Annotated in this window: 13 protein-coding genes; 12 read left to right on the top strand and 1 reads right to left on the bottom strand. The window is 53.9% G+C overall.

The window, feature by feature from the left end; genetic code table 11:
- The first annotated feature begins 11 nt into the window (after positions 1 to 11).
- On the top strand, positions 12 to 719 hold the full coding sequence (locus tag V3851_RS05230; RefSeq protein ID WP_331845466.1) for an ABC transporter ATP-binding protein: 708 nt from the start codon (positions 12 to 14) through the stop codon (positions 717 to 719).
- A gap of 25 nt (positions 720 to 744) precedes the next feature.
- A complete protein-coding gene (locus tag V3851_RS05225; protein WP_331845465.1) occupies positions 745 to 3,120 on the top strand; it encodes an ABC transporter permease in 2,376 nt (791 codons plus the stop codon).
- 34 nt (positions 3,121 to 3,154) lie between these two features.
- Here the strand turns inward: V3851_RS05225 and V3851_RS05220 are convergent, their stop codons facing one another.
- Positions 3,155 to 4,753, bottom strand: a complete 1,599-nt coding sequence (locus tag V3851_RS05220; protein WP_331845818.1) for a YifB family Mg chelatase-like AAA ATPase — start codon at positions 4,751 to 4,753, stop codon at positions 3,155 to 3,157.
- Between the two features lie 573 nt (positions 4,754 to 5,326).
- Here V3851_RS05220 and sucC point away from each other — a divergent pair.
- The 10 genes from sucC (at position 5,327) to fliE (ending at position 15,814) form a co-directional block, all read left to right on the top strand.
- Positions 5,327 to 6,487, top strand: coding sequence for an ADP-forming succinate--CoA ligase subunit beta (gene sucC, locus V3851_RS05215; RefSeq protein WP_331845464.1), 1,161 nt, complete (start codon positions 5,327 to 5,329; stop codon positions 6,485 to 6,487).
- 17 nt (positions 6,488 to 6,504) lie between these two features.
- Entirely contained in the window at positions 6,505 to 7,434 is a 930-nt protein-coding gene (sucD, locus tag V3851_RS05210) for a succinate--CoA ligase subunit alpha (protein WP_331845463.1), read from the top strand.
- Between the two features lie 101 nt (positions 7,435 to 7,535).
- The gene (dprA, locus tag V3851_RS05205; RefSeq protein ID WP_331845462.1) at positions 7,536 to 8,624 is read left to right on the top strand and encodes a DNA-processing protein DprA; all 1,089 of its coding nucleotides are present in this window, start codon (positions 7,536 to 7,538) and stop codon (positions 8,622 to 8,624) included.
- A gap of 90 nt (positions 8,625 to 8,714) precedes the next feature.
- Positions 8,715 to 10,817, top strand: coding sequence for a type I DNA topoisomerase (topA, locus tag V3851_RS05200; protein ID WP_331845461.1), 2,103 nt, complete (start codon positions 8,715 to 8,717; stop codon positions 10,815 to 10,817).
- Positions 10,818 to 10,838: 21 nt separating this feature from the next.
- The gene (gene trmFO, locus V3851_RS05195) at positions 10,839 to 12,173 is read left to right on the top strand and encodes a methylenetetrahydrofolate--tRNA-(uracil(54)-C(5))-methyltransferase (FADH(2)-oxidizing) TrmFO (protein WP_414859270.1); all 1,335 of its coding nucleotides are present in this window, start codon (positions 10,839 to 10,841) and stop codon (positions 12,171 to 12,173) included.
- 77 nt (positions 12,174 to 12,250) lie between these two features.
- A complete protein-coding gene (gene hslV, locus V3851_RS05190) occupies positions 12,251 to 12,793 on the top strand; it encodes an ATP-dependent protease subunit HslV (RefSeq protein WP_331845459.1) in 543 nt (180 codons plus the stop codon).
- Between the two features lie 21 nt (positions 12,794 to 12,814).
- Positions 12,815 to 14,221 (top strand): ATP-dependent protease ATPase subunit HslU, encoded by a 1,407-nt coding sequence (gene hslU, locus V3851_RS05185; RefSeq protein ID WP_331845458.1) that lies wholly within the window; start codon positions 12,815 to 12,817, stop codon positions 14,219 to 14,221.
- Positions 14,222 to 14,612: 391 nt separating this feature from the next.
- Positions 14,613 to 15,020, top strand: coding sequence for a flagellar basal body rod protein FlgB (gene flgB, locus V3851_RS05180; RefSeq protein ID WP_331845457.1), 408 nt, complete (start codon positions 14,613 to 14,615; stop codon positions 15,018 to 15,020).
- Between the two features lie 6 nt (positions 15,021 to 15,026).
- Positions 15,027 to 15,476, top strand: a complete 450-nt coding sequence (flgC, locus tag V3851_RS05175; RefSeq protein WP_331845456.1) for a flagellar basal body rod protein FlgC — start codon at positions 15,027 to 15,029, stop codon at positions 15,474 to 15,476.
- A gap of 29 nt (positions 15,477 to 15,505) precedes the next feature.
- Complete coding sequence (gene fliE / locus V3851_RS05170) at positions 15,506 to 15,814, top strand: flagellar hook-basal body complex protein FliE (RefSeq protein WP_414859263.1); 309 nt, start codon at positions 15,506 to 15,508, stop codon at positions 15,812 to 15,814.
- Positions 15,815 to 15,819 lie beyond the last annotated feature (5 nt).

Here is a 15,819-nt window from a genome sequence, read left to right as displayed (position 1 = left end):
GAGGAATCTTCATGGCGGAAATACTGCGCGTAAATCAAGCCAGCAAAGCGTTTGGCGAAAACGAAGGACGCACGCTTGCCCTGAACGGGGTCAGCGCGGGGATCCGGCAAAATGATTTCGTCGTCATTCTGGGGCCAAGCGGCTCGGGTAAATCGACGCTGCTGCATTTGTTATCGGGACTGGAACGCGCGGATACGGGCGATATTTTCTTCCGCGAAAACAATTTAAGCCGGTATAACGACAGGCAGTTGCGCCATTTCCGCCGTCTCCACACGGGTTTCATTTTTCAGGAGTACCATCTTATCCCGAATTTGACGATGCGCGAAAATATTGAGCTTGGACGCTATTTGCAAAAGGATGGCCTCGATATCGGGGAACTCGCGGACGAATTGAATTTGGGCGGTTTGGAGGGGAGATTTCCCCATGAACTGTCAGGCGGACAAAAGCAGAGGGTCGCGATCGCCAGAGCTTTGATCAAAAAACCGGATATTTTGTTCTGCGACGAGGCGACCGGGGCGCTCGACGAAGAAAACAGCAAACAAGTGCTGAGAATCTTGCAACGAGCGCGCCGCAAATACGGACTCACCGTCGTCTTCGTCACTCATAATTTGGCCATCGCGCAAATGGCGGATCAAATCGTCAAGCTGAACAGCGGGCGTCTGTCCGAGGAAATTCGCCCTACGAAGCCGTTGGATGTGGACAATATCGACTGGGGCTAATCATCCGTGAAGGAAGTGAAGCATTATGAAAACGATGTTGAAATGGGTATGGCGGGATATTCTGCGAAATCGGCTACAATCGCTGCTGATCGTCATGCTCATTACGGCAACGGCTTTCATCTATCTGTTTATCCGTTATGCTTCGGACGGAATCGCAGAGGATTATAACAAATTCATTGCCACGCAGCGGCAAGAGGAGTTTGCATTTACCTTAAATTTGGCGTCGTCTCTGGATCAGGAACAGCAGTGGGTGCTGCTTTCAAGGTCGGGAATATCCCGGCAGAAGTTCGACATGCTTGGTTTCAACAACGTCCGGGAGAAGTATCGGCTGAATTTTGCTTCTATGGAAATCCGGGAGGCGGAGCGCTTAAGCCGACAGTATCATTTCGAATATGAACAAAAGGTATATAAAACAGAGCGGGTAAACGGGATCACGATCGAATGGGGCCCCAGCCACGGTCCCCGTAAAATCGACCTCATTTACATAACCGATGGCCGGCTGCCCGAGAAACAGGGGGAAATCGTGCTCCCTCGCAACGGGGAAGCCGTTTTGCCTTCCGCGATCGGCCGGACGATTGAATTAAATAATCGGACGTACACGGTAGTCGGAACCTTCATTGAACCACAGCGGCTTAAACAAGTGTCCACCGACCCGGCTCAGCATCTTTCCATCTACATGTGGCCCGCCGATTATGATCGTCTATCACTCACGGAACAGACTTTGTATGCAGCCCGCTTCCCCAACGCAGAAACCGCCTCGGAGCGGGATGAAGCGTTGGCTCGGATGAGGGAGGACGCGAGCTTTGCCGCGATTAACCCAGCTGACCAAAATCCCGATGCCTCAGAATTGATCCAGGGGATCGCTTCCAATCAGGGGATGTCGTATACATTTCTGTTTGTTCTGGCTTTATTATGCGGTGGGATTTATTACGTTTTTCTCGATCGGCGGTTAAATGCGGTAAGGCAGTCCTGGGGCACGCTCACAGCCATGGGATATTCGCCCGGCCAAGTGATCACGGCCTTTCTCGCGGCTCACTCCACGGTGTGTTTGGCGGGGGTTGCGCTCGGATGGGCCGCGGCTTATAACGCGGCCAGTCTGCTTATCGGGCAGTTTCAAATGCAGTATGTGCTGCCGTCTTTCCCGAGGAGGGCTTCCGTCACTTCGGTGTTAATCGGAGTTGCGTTTATCTTTGTCGCTTTTTTGCTTCCATTATATATGAAGCTGAGGATGTTCGCGCGGCAGTCCCCGCTGACTATGCTGCGGCCGGCTATGTCTTCATCTCCAAAGCGCATGGCTCGGCGGCTTGCCGCCTGGACCGCAGGATGGCCTTTCCCAACCCGCATCAAATGGCGGATGGCCCTCCGCAGTTCCCGCGTTATCATTTTACTGGGCGTCACGGTCATGTTGTCTTCCATGATGTTTATGCTTGGATTTTCGCTGCACCGCTCAAGCCTCGATTCCGTCAACAGCGAAATTGCGGGTATCGGCTATAATTATGACCTGCGATATAATGAGGCTGATATAGAGCAGGGAGAAGGGGCGGGAGGTTATTATTACCGGCTTGAAGGCAAGTATTTCGCCTGGGAAGACAACAAGTCCGGGAAACAGGGCTTTCAGGGCAATCTGCTAGCCTGGGACGGCGGCGACGCTTGGCTTAACCTGTTATCGCGCGGTGGTCAATCCGTTAACGATGCTTTGGAGCAAGGGGCCGTCGTCCATTATTCCAAAGCCAAATTGTTGGGCCTGCAAGTGGGAATGGTCCTTACCGTTCGAGCCGATAACGTGGAGATGAACATCCCGATTCGCGCTTTTGCTTACAACGGAGATCCGGACACGGTTTATATGAAGAAAGCGAAATTGGCCGAGAATCTGGGGCTATCTCCGAATATCTATAACGGTAGATTCAGCCTGGAATCCGATCCGGGCGGTTCGGGGATGAGACCTGCCGAAACGATTTCCGTCCGGGCTGCATATCAAGAGCGGCTGAGCCAGGCTTCGTCGTCTCAGTTCAGCGCCGTACTGAACCAAGTGCTGGGAGGAATTATCGCGATTATAATGATGATGCTGATCAGCGTGATTATCACGGAAGAAAACAGACAGAACATGGCCGTGCTGCAATGGATGGGGTACGAACCTGCGGAGATAAGGGATATGCTTATTAACGTATATGCTCCGGTACTGTTCGCGGCCTATATGATTACCCTGCCGCTCTCGGCGGCGGGAGTTTCGTATATTCTGCGCGTTGTCTCGGTAAATACCAACGACTACATTCCATTCATATTCAATGGTTGGATTTTAATCGGGGTACTGGCTTTGATATTGCTGGTTTATTATGGAGTTATCTTTCTTTCCTCACAAAAAATAATCAAGAAAACCGCCGGTATCCACCCGCAAGAGTGATAGGAAAGTCACTCTTACGGGTGCTTTGGAGCCATCACCCGCTCACATCCTGCGGCCTCTGGTCCAACTGACGGTACTGTATCGCTTCCGCGACGTGGGCGGGCAAAATTTCCGCAGCCCCTTCCAGATCGGCGATCGTGCGCGACAGCTTAATTATGCGGTCATAGGCCCGCATGCTTAACCCGAGCGCATCGAAAGAGGTTTTGAGCAATTGTCCGGCGTCCGGATGCAATTTGGCGAACCGGCGCAAGTAGCTGCCGGACAGTTCACTATTCCGGGATATGCTGTGGCCCCGGTACCGCCTGATCTGAGCATATTCGGCTTTTTCCACTTCTTCTCTCATCTCCTCGGAGGATAGCGGGTGCTTGTCCTCCTGCCAGCCGCTCGGCCGCGGCACCTCCACATGCATATCTATCCGGTCCAGCAGGGGACCGGATATTTTCTCGCGATACTGAGCGATGCGAAAAGGGGTGCAGGTGCACGCCGGCTGCGGCGGTTCTGACCCGAAATATCCGCATGGGCATGGGTTGAGCGAAACCGCCAGCAGAAAATGAGCGGGATAAGTAAACGAAGCTCTGGAGCGGCTGATCGTAACGATGCGCTCCTCCAAAGGCTGACGCAGCACTTCCAGCGCCTGGCGCGAGAATTCCGGCAATTCGTCCAGAAAAAGAATGCCGCGATGGGCGAGGCTAACCTCGCCCGGCTTCGGAATGCTTCCCCCGCCGATCAGGCCGCCGGCGGAAATCGTATGATGCGGCGCGCGGAAGGGGCGGCGCGTGATGAGACCGCTGTCCAGTTGCTTTAATTTACCGGCGGAGCTGTAAATTTTCGTAACCTCCAGCGATTCCGCCGGAGTCAGCGGCGGCAGGATGCTCGGAAGGCGGCGGATCAGCATCGTTTTGCCGGTGCCGGGCGGGCCGATCAGCATAATATTGTGCATCCCCGCCGCCGCGATCGTCAGTGCCCGCTTGATGTGGCGCTGTCCCAGGACGTCGCTGTAATTTTCCGCCTGGGTCCGGGGGGATGGGCCCGGCTCGCCGAATAAAGCGGCGGGTTTACTCTCTCTTCGCCGTTCCAAATGGGAGAGCGACTCCAGGACGATCCCCTCCTTTCCGGTTTCTCCCGGATTTACTCCCTCGGGGATAAGCTCATTTAAATGACGGAGCCCGTATACCGTTATTCCATCCAGAAGCAACGCCTCCGCAACGTTCTCCTCCGGGATAAGAACCGCCTGAAATCCTCGGCGCCGGGCCAAATCCACCATCGGCAGAACGCCCGGAACTCCCCGTAGCGCGCCGTCAAGCGACAACTCGCCGATTATCAGAATTTTCTCATGTCCGGGAAGAATAATCTGGCGGCTGGCGTACAGTATGCCAAGCGCGATCGCCAAATCGAAAGCGGCCCCTTCCTTACGCAAGTCGGCCGGAGCAAGGTTAATCGTGACCCGCTGCAGCGGAAAGGCAAGCCCGCAATTTTTAATCGCGGCCCTGACCCGGTCCACCGCCTCGCGCACCGCCGAATCCGGTAAACCGACCACATTCGTCTGCGGAATGCCGCTGCTCAAATCCACTTCCACTTCGATCAGGACCCCGTCGATCCCGTACAAACAAGCGCTATACAATTTGCCGTACATCACAAAAACACCTCTCCCCCGATTCTTTCCGGGCCGGGAAAACGCATGTGGCCCTTGAAAAGGAAAAAAGGTGCTTCCATATTTTCCGTATGCTCTTTGTTTCGTATCTTAGTAGGTTATTCGTTAAAAGTCAATATTCGGATCATATCAAGGATAGGGGGGAGTACCAAATGAAAAGGCCGAAATAATTTACCGTCAATAAATATGCAACTATAAAACTCACATTACCAAACAATTAATGCAAAATTGGAAGAACCCCAGATCGATTCGGTTTGATCGCAAACCGATATGGCTAAATAAGGGATGTAATCAATTCGATAAAATTAGTTCTTTGTTTTGACTGTAAACACTGAGTGCGCTTTCACGGAAAACATGTTTCGACTCGGTTAGTCAGGAAATAATCGGTGATAAACTTCCACTTGATCCATATCGATATGAGATCAAAATCATATAAAAAAGTTGTGTATAAATTATGAACATTTTAAGGAAAGCGTTTTAAAATCATGTTACAATGATTTGGGTTTTATTTTGTTGCTTACCAATATACCGCCTATTGATAGGAGGATTCCAAGCATGAATATCCATGAATATCAAGGAAAAGAAGTCCTGAAGCAGTACGGGGTTGCCGTTCCCGAGGGACGGGTGGCATTTACGGTCGATGAAGCCGTGGAAGCGGCGGAAGCGCTGGCTAGTCCGGTGGTCGTCGTCAAGGCGCAGATTCATGCCGGAGGCCGGGGGAAAGCCGGCGGGGTAAAAGTGGCAAAAAATTTGGACGAAGTTCGCGGTTACGCCGCCGAGCTGCTCGGCAAAGTGCTGGTTACCCACCAGACCGGACCGGAGGGCAAGGAAGTGAAGCGGCTGCTGATCGAGCAGGGCTGCGACATTAAGAAAGAGTATTACGTCGGCGTCGTTGTGGACCGGGGGACCGGGCGCGTCGTCATGATGGCTTCCGAGGAAGGCGGCACGGAGATTGAAGAAGTGGCGGCGAAGACGCCTGAGAAAATATTCAAGGAAGTGATCGACCCGGCGCTGGGGCTGCAGGCCTACCAAGCCCGCAGACTGGCGTTCGCGATCAACATTCCGAAGGAGCTGGTAAACAAGGCGGCTCAGTTCATGCTGGCCTTGTATGAAGCGTTTGCGGATAAAGACTGTTCCATCGCGGAGATTAATCCGCTGGTCGTTACGGGCGACGGAAACGTGATGGCGCTGGACGCCAAACTCAATTTCGATTCCAACGCCCTGTTCCGCCATAAGGATATTATAGCGCTGCGCGATCTGGAAGAGGAGGACGAGAAGGAGATCGAAGCGTCGAAGTACGATCTCAGCTACATTGCGCTGGACGGCAACATCGGCTGCATGGTGAACGGCGCCGGCCTGGCGATGGCCACGATGGATATCATCAAATATTACGGCGGCGATCCCGCCAATTTCCTTGACGTAGGGGGCGGCGCAACCGCCGAGAAGGTAACGGAGGCGTTTAAGATTATATTGTCGGATGCCAAGGTAAAAGGCATCTTCGTCAATATTTTCGGCGGGATCATGAGATGCGATGTGATCGCGTCGGGGATCGTCGAGGCGGCGACCCAGGTCGGACTGGACCGTCCGCTGGTTGTCCGCCTTGAAGGCACGAATGTGGAACTCGGCAAAAGTATTTTGGCCGGATCGGGCCTGGCGATCGTATCCGCGGATTCGATGGCTGACGGAGCCCAGAAAATCGTTTCTTTAGTATCCTAAAGGGGGAGGCCCAAAGTATGAGTATTTTGGTGAATAAAAATACAAAAGTCATTACCCAGGGGATTACGGGGAAAACGGCCCTGTTCCATGCCAAAGGCGCGCTCGATTACGGCACGCAAATGGTCGGCGGCACGTCGCCAGGCAAGGGCGGGACTACGGTAGAAATCGCGCTTGAGAACGGAGGAACCGCCAGCCTGCCGGTGTTCAACACGGTCCGGGAAGCCAAAGAAGCCACCGGGGCGACGGCAAGCGTCATTTACGTGCCGCCGGTCGCGGCAGCCGATTCCATTCTGGAGGCGGTGGAGGCCGAGCTGGATCTCGTTATTTGTATCACGGAAGGGATTCCGGTGCTGGATATGGTGAAGGTAAAGCGTTACATGGAAGGCAAAAAGACAATCCTGATCGGTCCCAACTGTCCGGGCGTCATCACGCCGGGAGAATGCAAGATCGGGATCATGCCGGGCTATATCCATCTGCCGGGCCATGTCGGCGTCGTCTCGCGAAGCGGAACGCTCACCTATGAGGCGGTCCATCAGTTGACGACCCGCGGCATCGGGCAATCCTCGGCGGTCGGCATCGGCGGCGACCCGGTGAAGGGGTCGGAATTTATCGATATTTTGCGGATGTTCAATGAAGATGACGATACCCATGCGGTGATCATGATCGGAGAAATCGGCGGCACCGCGGAAGAGGAAGCCGCGGAATGGATCCGCGACAATATGAAGAAGCCGGTCGTCGGCTTTATCGGCGGCGTGACGGCTCCTCCGGGCAAACGGATGGGGCATGCCGGGGCGATTATCTCCGGTGGCAAGGGCACGGCGAAAGAGAAGATCGCCAAGCTGGAGGAATGCGGCATCCGCGTGGCGCCGACGCCTTCCGAAATGGGAGCGACGCTGGTTAGCGTACTTGAAGAGCGGGGAATTTTAAATAGCTGCACGACACATTAAGGCGATTCTGTTATAATAAGGAAAAGGTAAGCAACCTTCAGGTCCACGGGACGGAGGGTTGCTTTTTTTATGGCTATTTTGATAGGGGAGTGAGGGAATGAATGGATAAGCGTTCAATACTGATCGGTTTGCATGAAAGCCCGGGGATCGGCTGGAAAAAGATAGCCGGCATTTTGTCGGGAAATGACGATTGGGAGCATGCGCCGGATTTTAGTCCCGCGGATTGGATGGAGCGTGGCCTGGAAAGCGAACTGGCCCTGCGGATGAGCCAGGGTTTTACGCCAAGCTGGATCGAGGCAAGGATGGAACTGATGGACCGGAAAGGAATTCGTCCAATCACGGTTTACGATCCTTCGTATCCTATATTAATGAAGGAAACGGGCAGACCGCCCTGGGTGCTGTACACTATCGGCGATACCAAGCTCCTGGCGAGCCTCTCGATCGCCATGATCGGGACGCGGGTGCCGACCGCGTACGGGCGCAAAGTAGCGACCTGGCTGACCGAAGGCTTATGCGCTCAAGGCGTTGCGATCGTCAGCGGGCTGGCGCGCGGAATTGACGGGATATGCCATCAGGCCGCGCTAAATGCCGGAGGCTTGACGATCGCGGTGCTCGGCACGGCCATCGATGTCGCCTATCCCCGCGAGCATGCCGGGCTCTACAGGCAAATCGCCGAGCGGGGGCTGATCTTGTCCGAATACCCGGTCGGTACGCAAGGCCGTCCCGGGATGTTCCCGCAGCGGAACCGCATCATCGCCGGCCTCAGCCGCGGAACCGTCGTGGTCGAGGCCGATGTTCGCAGCGGCTCGCTGATCACGGCGGATCAAGCGTTGGAGGAAGGGCGCGACGTGTTTGCCGTCCCGGGGCCGATCACCTCGCCGAAAAGCCGGGGAACGCTGGGGCTGATCAAACAAGGCGCCAAGCTGGTGATGGAGCCGGGCGACATTTTGGAGGAATACGGCCCTTGGCTGAAGGGTGTTTCCAGGGAAACTCCGCCTGTTGCCGACGTGAACGAGTTGACAATTGAGGAGCGGCGAATATACCATATGTTGGAGCAGGGGAATACCAGTTTTGAAGGATTGATGGAGGAGTCCGGATGGGATTTTGGACTTTTACATTCAGTTCTGTTATCTTTAATCATGAAAAAAGCGGTAGTCCAACTGCCGGGATTTGTTTACAAGATTATATAGTCCGATCTAACCAAGAATAACTTGACATAAAGGCTATATTTCTTTTCACTTGAGCATAAGTTTCTAGTCGTTTGAGAGGAGGATGAACCTGTGGCGGATTCACTCGTCATCGTGGAATCGCCTGCCAAGGCGAAAACGATCGGCAAATACTTGGGGAGTAAATACATCGTGAAAGCCTCAATGGGTCATGTTCGCGATTTGCCCAAAAGCCAAATGGGGGTTGAAGTAGAAAACGACTTCAGTCCGAAGTATATAACAATCCGTGGGAAGGGTTCAGTATTAAAGGAATTAAAGGATGCCAGCAAAAAGGTCAAAAAGATTTATCTGGCGGCTGACCCCGACCGCGAAGGTGAGGCGATAGCCTGGCACTTGGCCCATGTACTGGATGTGGATCAGACGGAAACCTGCCGTGTGGTCTTTAATGAAATTACGAAGCAGGCTGTCAAGGATGCTTTTAAAACGCCCCGCAAGATTAATATGGACCTCGTAAACGCCCAGCAGGCGAGACGCATACTCGACCGTTTGGTCGGTTACAAGATCAGCCCGCTGTTATGGAAAAAAGTAAAGAAGGGCTTGTCGGCAGGCCGGGTTCAGTCGGTTGCCGTCAAGATTATCCTCGACCGGGAAAATGAAATCTCGGCGTTTGTACCCGAGGAATACTGGAGCATCACGGCCAAGCTGAAGACCGGAGGGACGCCGTTCGAAGCGAAATTCCACCAGTACAAAGGCGAAAAGCTGGAGCTCGGAAACGAGGAGCAGGTCAAGGAGATTCTGAAGTCGATTGAACGCGCCGAGTATACAGTGGCCGATGTCAAAGAAAAAGAACGGCTTCGTCATCCGGCCGCGCCGTTTACGACGAGCTCGCTGCAGCAGGAAGCGGCCCGCAAGCTGAATTTCCGCGCGGCCAAAACGATGTCCGTTGCCCAGCAGCTATATGAAGGCGTCGACCTCGGCAAAGAGGGCACGGTCGGCCTGATCACGTATATGCGTACGGATTCGACCCGGATCGCGGCTTCGGCGCAGGAGGAAGCCAAGGAATATATTCAGGAGAAGTTCGGAGCGGATTTCGTTCCGGAATCGCCGCGCCAATATTCCAAGAAGGCGACAAATGCCCAGGACGCGCACGAAGCCGTCCGTCCGACCTCAGCGCTGCGCGATCCGGAGTCGGTCAAGGCGTTTACGAGCCGCGACCAATACCGCCTTTACAAGCTGATCTGGGAGCGGTTCATGGCCAGCCAAATGGCTTCCGCCGTCCTGGATACGATGTCCGTCGACATCGCCGCGGGCGACGCGGTCTTTCGCGCGGTCGGCTCCAAAGTCCGTTTTCCGGGATTTATGAAGGTGTACGTGGAAAGCAATGACGACGGCACGAGCGAGGATGACAAGTTTCTGCCTCCGCTGCACACCGGGGATAAACTGGCCCTGGAGGAGATCGACCCGAAGCAGCATTTCACCCAGCCGCCGCCAAGATATACCGAGGCCCGGCTCGTCAAGACGCTGGAGGAGCTTGGCATCGGACGCCCGAGTACGTATGCTCCGACTCTGGAAACGATCCAGAAACGCGGTTACGTGGCGATCGAAGAGAAGAAATTCGTGCCGACCGAGCTCGGGGAGCTGATCATCGAGCAGATGGAGCAATTTTTCCCGGAAATTCTCGATGTGGAATTCACCGCCCATATGGAGGACGACCTCGACCATGTAGAGGAGGGCTCCGAGGATTGGGTGAAGGTGCTCAGCGAGTTCTATGAGACCTTCGAGAAGCGGCTGGAAGTCGCCGAGGAAGAAATGAAGGAAATCGAAATCGCGGACGAGATTTCCGACGAGATTTGCGAGAAATGCGGCCGCCATATGGTTTACAAATTGGGCCGGTTCGGCAAGTTCCTGGCTTGCTCGGGATTTCCGGATTGCCGGAACACGAAGCCGATCATCAAGGACATCGGCGTCACCTGCCCGAAATGCAAGGAAGGCCATGTGGTGGAACGGCGCAGCAAGAAAGGAAGAGTATTCTACGGCTGCAACCGGTATCCGGAATGCGATTTTGTCTCCTGGGATAAACCTTCGCCGAAGCCGTGCCCGAAATGCGGCTCGCTGCTCGTGGAGAAGCGGAACAAGCAGGGAGGCAAGCTGCAGTGCACGTCTTGCGATTACGTGGAGCCGATTGAGGAACACGATGACGAGACCGCGGCCGAATAAGATGAGAGAGAAGAGTAAGAACTGGGGGGAACTAACGTGACAGACACTGGAAGGGTAACCGTGATCGGCGCGGGGTTGGCGGGCAGCGAAGCCGCCTGGCAGCTCGCGAGCCGGGGCGTGCCCGTGACTTTATACGAAATGCGGCCGGTCGTGAAGACGCCGGCCCACCACACCGACAAATTCGCCGAGCTCGTCTGCAGCAACTCGCTGAGGGCGAACGGCCTTACGAATGCGGTCGGGGTGCTCAAGGAAGAGATGCGGATGCTGAACTCGCTGGTTCTGGGCGCCGCCGACCGTAACGCCGTGCCAGCCGGGGGTGCATTAGCCGTCGACCGGGACGGCTTTTCCGACGAAATTACGCGGACACTGCACGAGCATCCGCTGGTTGAGGTCGTTAATGAAGAGATTACCGAAATACCGCAGGACGGCATTGCGATTATCGCGACCGGCCCGCTGACCTCTCCGGCGCTGTCGGAACAAATCCGCAAATTGACCGGCGAGGATTATTTCTATTTCTATGATGCGGCCGCTCCGATCGTGGAGAAGGACTCCATTGATATGAACAAAGTATATCTTGCATCCCGCTACGACAAAGGGGAGGCCGCTTACCTCAACTGCCCGATGACGGAGGAGGAATTCGACGCTTTTTACGAAGCGTTAATCACTGCAGAAGTGACACAGCTTAAGGAATTTGAAAAGGAAGTCTATTTCGAAGGCTGCATGCCGATTGAAATTATGATGCGCCGGGGCAAGCAGACGGCCCTGTTCGGCCCGATGAAGCCGGTCGGCCTGGTCAACCCGCACACCGGCAAGCTTCCGTACGCGGTCGTTCAGTTGCGCCAGGACAATGCCGCAGGCACGCTCTACAACCTGGTCGGTTTCCAGACCCACTTGAAGTGGGGGGAACAGAAGCGGGTCTTCTCTATGATTCCGGGCTTGGAGAATGCGGAATTCGTCCGCTACGGCGTTATGCACCGCAATACGTTTATCAATTCTCCGCGCTTGCTGGAGGCTACCTATCAGTTGAAAAAGGCGCCGAAACTCTTTTTTGCCGGGCAAATGACCGGAGTGGAAGGATACGTGGAGTCGGCGGCGTCCGGACTGATCGCGGGCATCAACGCCGCGCTTGCCTTTGCCGACAAAGAAGGCATCGTCTTTCCGGCGGATACGGCGCTCGGCAGCATGGCGCGCTATATCACGACCGCCGATTTCGAGCATTTTCAGCCGATGAACGCCAATTTCGGCCTGTTCCCCAAGCCGGATGTCCGCTACCGCAAAAAAGCGGAGAAAAACGAGGCGCTCGCCCGCCGAGCGCTGGACAGCCTGCGTTCTTTTATCGAGGGCAAGGGGCTATAGCGCACGGCGAGAACATATCTTAATAGAGATTGGAGATTATCCAGCTACGTATAACACGAGGGAAGGAAGCGGTATTCATGGTTCCTAGTTTTCATGCCACTACGATTTGCGCCGTCCGTCATAACGGCAAAGGAGCGATCGCCGGGGACGGGCAGGTTACTTTTGGCGAAAACGTCGTGATGAAGCAGACCGCGAAGAAAGTCCGCAGATTATACAGGGGTCAGGTACTGGCCGGTTTTGCGGGCTCCGTGGCCGATGCGATCACTTTGTTCGATAAGTTTGAGGGCAAGCTGGAAGAGCATCACGGCAATCTGCAAAGAGCGGCCGTGGAGCTCGCCAAGGAGTGGCGGATGGACCGCGCGCTCCGCAAGCTGGAAGCGCTCATGATCGTGATGGATCATTCCGGCATGCTGCTGATCTCCGGAGGCGGCGAAATCATCGAGCCGGATGACGACGTGCTGGCGATTGGTTCGGGCGGGAATTTTGCGCTCTCGGCGGCCCGGGCGCTCAAACGGCATGCCGGTCAGCTGGAAGCTAAAGATATCGCCCGTGAAGCGCTTCAGGTCGCTTCCGAGATCTGCGTATACACAAACGGCAATATCATTGTTGAAGAATTGTGAACGGAGGGGACGGGATAAGTTATGCCAAACGGAAATTTAACGCCGCGACAAATCGTCGCCGAATTGGATAAGTATATCGTCGGGCAGAAACAGGCGAAGAAATCCGTCGCGGTCGCGCTCCGCAACCGGTATCGGCGCAGCCTGCTCAGCGAAGAGGTTCAGGATGAAATCGTACCGAAGAACATTTTGATGATCGGCCCCACGGGGGTCGGGAAAACCGAGATTGCCCGCCGTCTTGCCAAGCTGGTAGGCGCTCCGTTCATCAAGGTGGAAGCGACAAAATTTACGGAAGTGGGCTATGTGGGCAGAGATGTCGAGTCGATGGTAAGAGACCTCGTCGAAACCGCCATCCGCACCGTCAAGCTGGAGCGCACGGAGAAGGTCAAGGACAAGGCGGAGGAACTGGCCAATGAACGGCTGGTGCAAATCCTCGTTCCTTCCGAAAGCAAATCCAAAAACAACCGCAACCCGTTTGAAATGCTGTTCGGCAATGCGAGCGGAAGCGAAGGCAAGAACGCCCAGGAGCAAAACGACGAGGACGGCAATCTGACCGAACGGCGGCGCCAGGTACGCTTCAAGCTGCTGGCCGGGCAGCTGGAGAACGATATCGTCGAGGTCGAGGTGGAGGATAATTCCCCGACCATGATGGATATGTTTGCCGGACAAGGAAACGATCAGCTCGGTATGAACATGCAGGAGATGTTCGGTAATTTGCTGCCGCGGCGGACCAAAAAAAGAAAGCTGTCGGTGAAGGAAGCGCGGAAAGTGTTGACGCAGGAGGAAGCGTCCAAGCTGATCGATCACGACGACCTCATCCAGGAAGCGGTTGAACGCGCGGAACAATCGGGCATTATTTTTATCGACGAAATCGATAAAGTCGCAAGCAAGGGGCAGGGCTCCGGTCCCGACGTATCCCGCGAAGGCGTTCAGCGCGACATCCTGCCGATCGTGGAAGGCTCCACGGTCATGACGAAATACGGTCCGGTGAAGACCGATTATATCCTCTTTATCGCGGCCGGAGCCTTCCACGTCGCTAAGCCCTCGGATCTCATTCCCGAGTTGCAGGGGCGTTTTCCGATCCGGGTGGAGCTCGGCAGCCTGTCGCTGGACGATTTCGTGTCGATTCTTACCGAGCCCAAAAACGCGCTGACCAAGCAATATAGTGAATTGCTGCGGACTGAGAATATCGAGATCGATTTTTCGCCGGAAGCCATCAGGGAAATTGCGCGGATTGCGGCAAGCGTCAACGCCAATACGGAAAATATCGGGGCCAGAAGGCTCCATACCATCCTGGAGAAACTGCTGGAGGATCTGTCGTTTGAAGCGCCCGAGCTGACCTTGGATAAAATGACGATCACTCCGGAATATGTGCGCGAGAAGCTCGGGGACATCGCCAAGGACAGGGATTTGAGCCAGTATATTTTATAAACCGGATATCTTCCAAATCAGCTAATTATTTAATAAAAGGCCGTAGGACCTAAAGCTATACAGGGGTCCTACGGCCTTTGTCGTGTTATTAGCGCAATGTTAAAAATTAATAAAATCAAATTTTTGTCGATATTTTTCGAATAACTTGAAAATATTTCATAAAGTGCAAAATTTATCGGTAATTTTGTCAAAGATAGTCCTTTTTTCTTATTGTAATAAAATGAAATCTCCCTGAAACTTAGGATATATGACATTCTGCTAAATTTTGCTACACTAGGACGTCAGAAAGATGACGAAAACGTAATATTTGTCGAAAAAAGAGGAATTGTTTGGATGATTGTTGAATATCTAAACCTAGATTTTTTTCGACATTTTAAGGGGGGATAGTTAGATGCAATTATTGAACGGTACGGGGTTTCGGGCGCTGGAAACCGCATTGCAGGCGGCCAATCTCAGGCAGGGTGTTCTTGCCAATAATATCGCAAATGTGGACACCCCTTATTTCAAACGGTCGAGCGTTTCTTTTGAAAGCCTGTTGCAAAATGAGATGAACGGCACGACTCCGTCGCTGGAAGGACGCCGTACGAACGCAAGGCATTTCACCATAGGTCTTTCGTCCCTTTTGCCTGAGCCGGCAGTGACGACGGATCAATCCACAGTGATGAACAACAACCTGAACAATGTGGATATTGATAGCGAGATGACGCAACTTGCGGAAAACCAGTTGCGCTACAATTCCTACATAGAACAAATTAATTACCAAATCAAAATGAAGCGAACCGCATTGGAAAGGGGATAACGGACAGTGAACATCAGCAACAGCTTTAGCATCAGCGCATCGGCATTGACTGCCCAGCGCCTCCGGATGGACGTAATCTCGTCGAATATCGCCAATGCCGAAACGACAAGAGCGCAGGTCGTGGACGGCAAAGCCGTTCCTTACCGCCGGAAGATGGTCGTCATGGCGCCGATGAAGACGGAATTTGGCCAGGTGCTCGATTCGGCAATGGGGAAAACCCAGGCAAGCCGGGGCGTCAAGGTCACGGAAATCAAGGAAGACGCTTCGGAGTTTAAGCCGGTTTATAATCCGACACACCCGGATGCGGACAGCGAGGGCTATGTTTATATGCCGAATGTGGATATTTTGAAGGAAATGGTTGATGCCATTTCGGCCACCCGCTCGTATGAAGCGAACGTTACCGCCTTGAATGCCAGCAAAGCGATGATCACAAAAGCGCTGCAAATCGGTAAATAAAAATATCAAACAGTAAGGAGTGTTGACCATTGATACAGGCGATAAACTTGAATCATTTAAAGACTGTGGAAGATATTGCCTCGCCGACCAAGCCGGCCTCTCCTACCCCGGCGGAAGCCATGAAGGACTTCGGCTCCTTTCTGTCGGAGGCCTTGGAGGGAGTGGCCGCCCAGGAGCAAAACGTTCAAAGCATGAACAGCAAATTTATGCTGGGGGAAGTAAGCGCGGACCAGGTGATGATCGCCTCCGAACAAGCCATGTTAAGTTTACAGTTGACTACGCAAGTTAGAAACAAAGTGATAGAAGCTTACCAAGAGATAATGCGTACGCAAATTTAACAAAT

The organism is Paenibacillus haidiansis (assembly GCF_036553665.1).
Taxonomy (GTDB): domain Bacteria; phylum Bacillota; class Bacilli; order Paenibacillales; family Paenibacillaceae; genus Fontibacillus; species Fontibacillus haidiansis.
Note: the sequence above shows the minus strand (reverse complement) of the source record. Positions and strands in the feature narration are given on the sequence as shown.

Bases quoted from the DNA above. Each gene is read 5' to 3' on its own strand.
- V3851_RS05230 (WP_331845466.1), top strand. From the start codon at position 12: ATGGCGGAAATACTGCGCGTAAATCAAGCCAGCAAAGCGTTTGGCGAA.
- V3851_RS05225 (WP_331845465.1), top strand. From the start codon at position 745: ATGAAAACGATGTTGAAATGGGTATGGCGGGATATTCTGCGAAATCGG.
- V3851_RS05220 (WP_331845818.1), bottom strand. From the start codon at position 4,753: ATGTACGGCAAATTGTATAGCGCTTGTTTGTACGGGATCGACGGGGTC.
- sucC (WP_331845464.1), top strand. From the start codon at position 5,327: ATGAATATCCATGAATATCAAGGAAAAGAAGTCCTGAAGCAGTACGGG.
- sucD (WP_331845463.1), top strand. From the start codon at position 6,505: ATGAGTATTTTGGTGAATAAAAATACAAAAGTCATTACCCAGGGGATT.
- dprA (WP_331845462.1), top strand. From the start codon at position 7,536: ATGGATAAGCGTTCAATACTGATCGGTTTGCATGAAAGCCCGGGGATC.
- hslV (WP_331845459.1), top strand. From the start codon at position 12,251: ATGGTTCCTAGTTTTCATGCCACTACGATTTGCGCCGTCCGTCATAAC.
- hslU (WP_331845458.1), top strand. From the start codon at position 12,815: ATGCCAAACGGAAATTTAACGCCGCGACAAATCGTCGCCGAATTGGAT.
- flgB (WP_331845457.1), top strand. From the start codon at position 14,613: ATGCAATTATTGAACGGTACGGGGTTTCGGGCGCTGGAAACCGCATTG.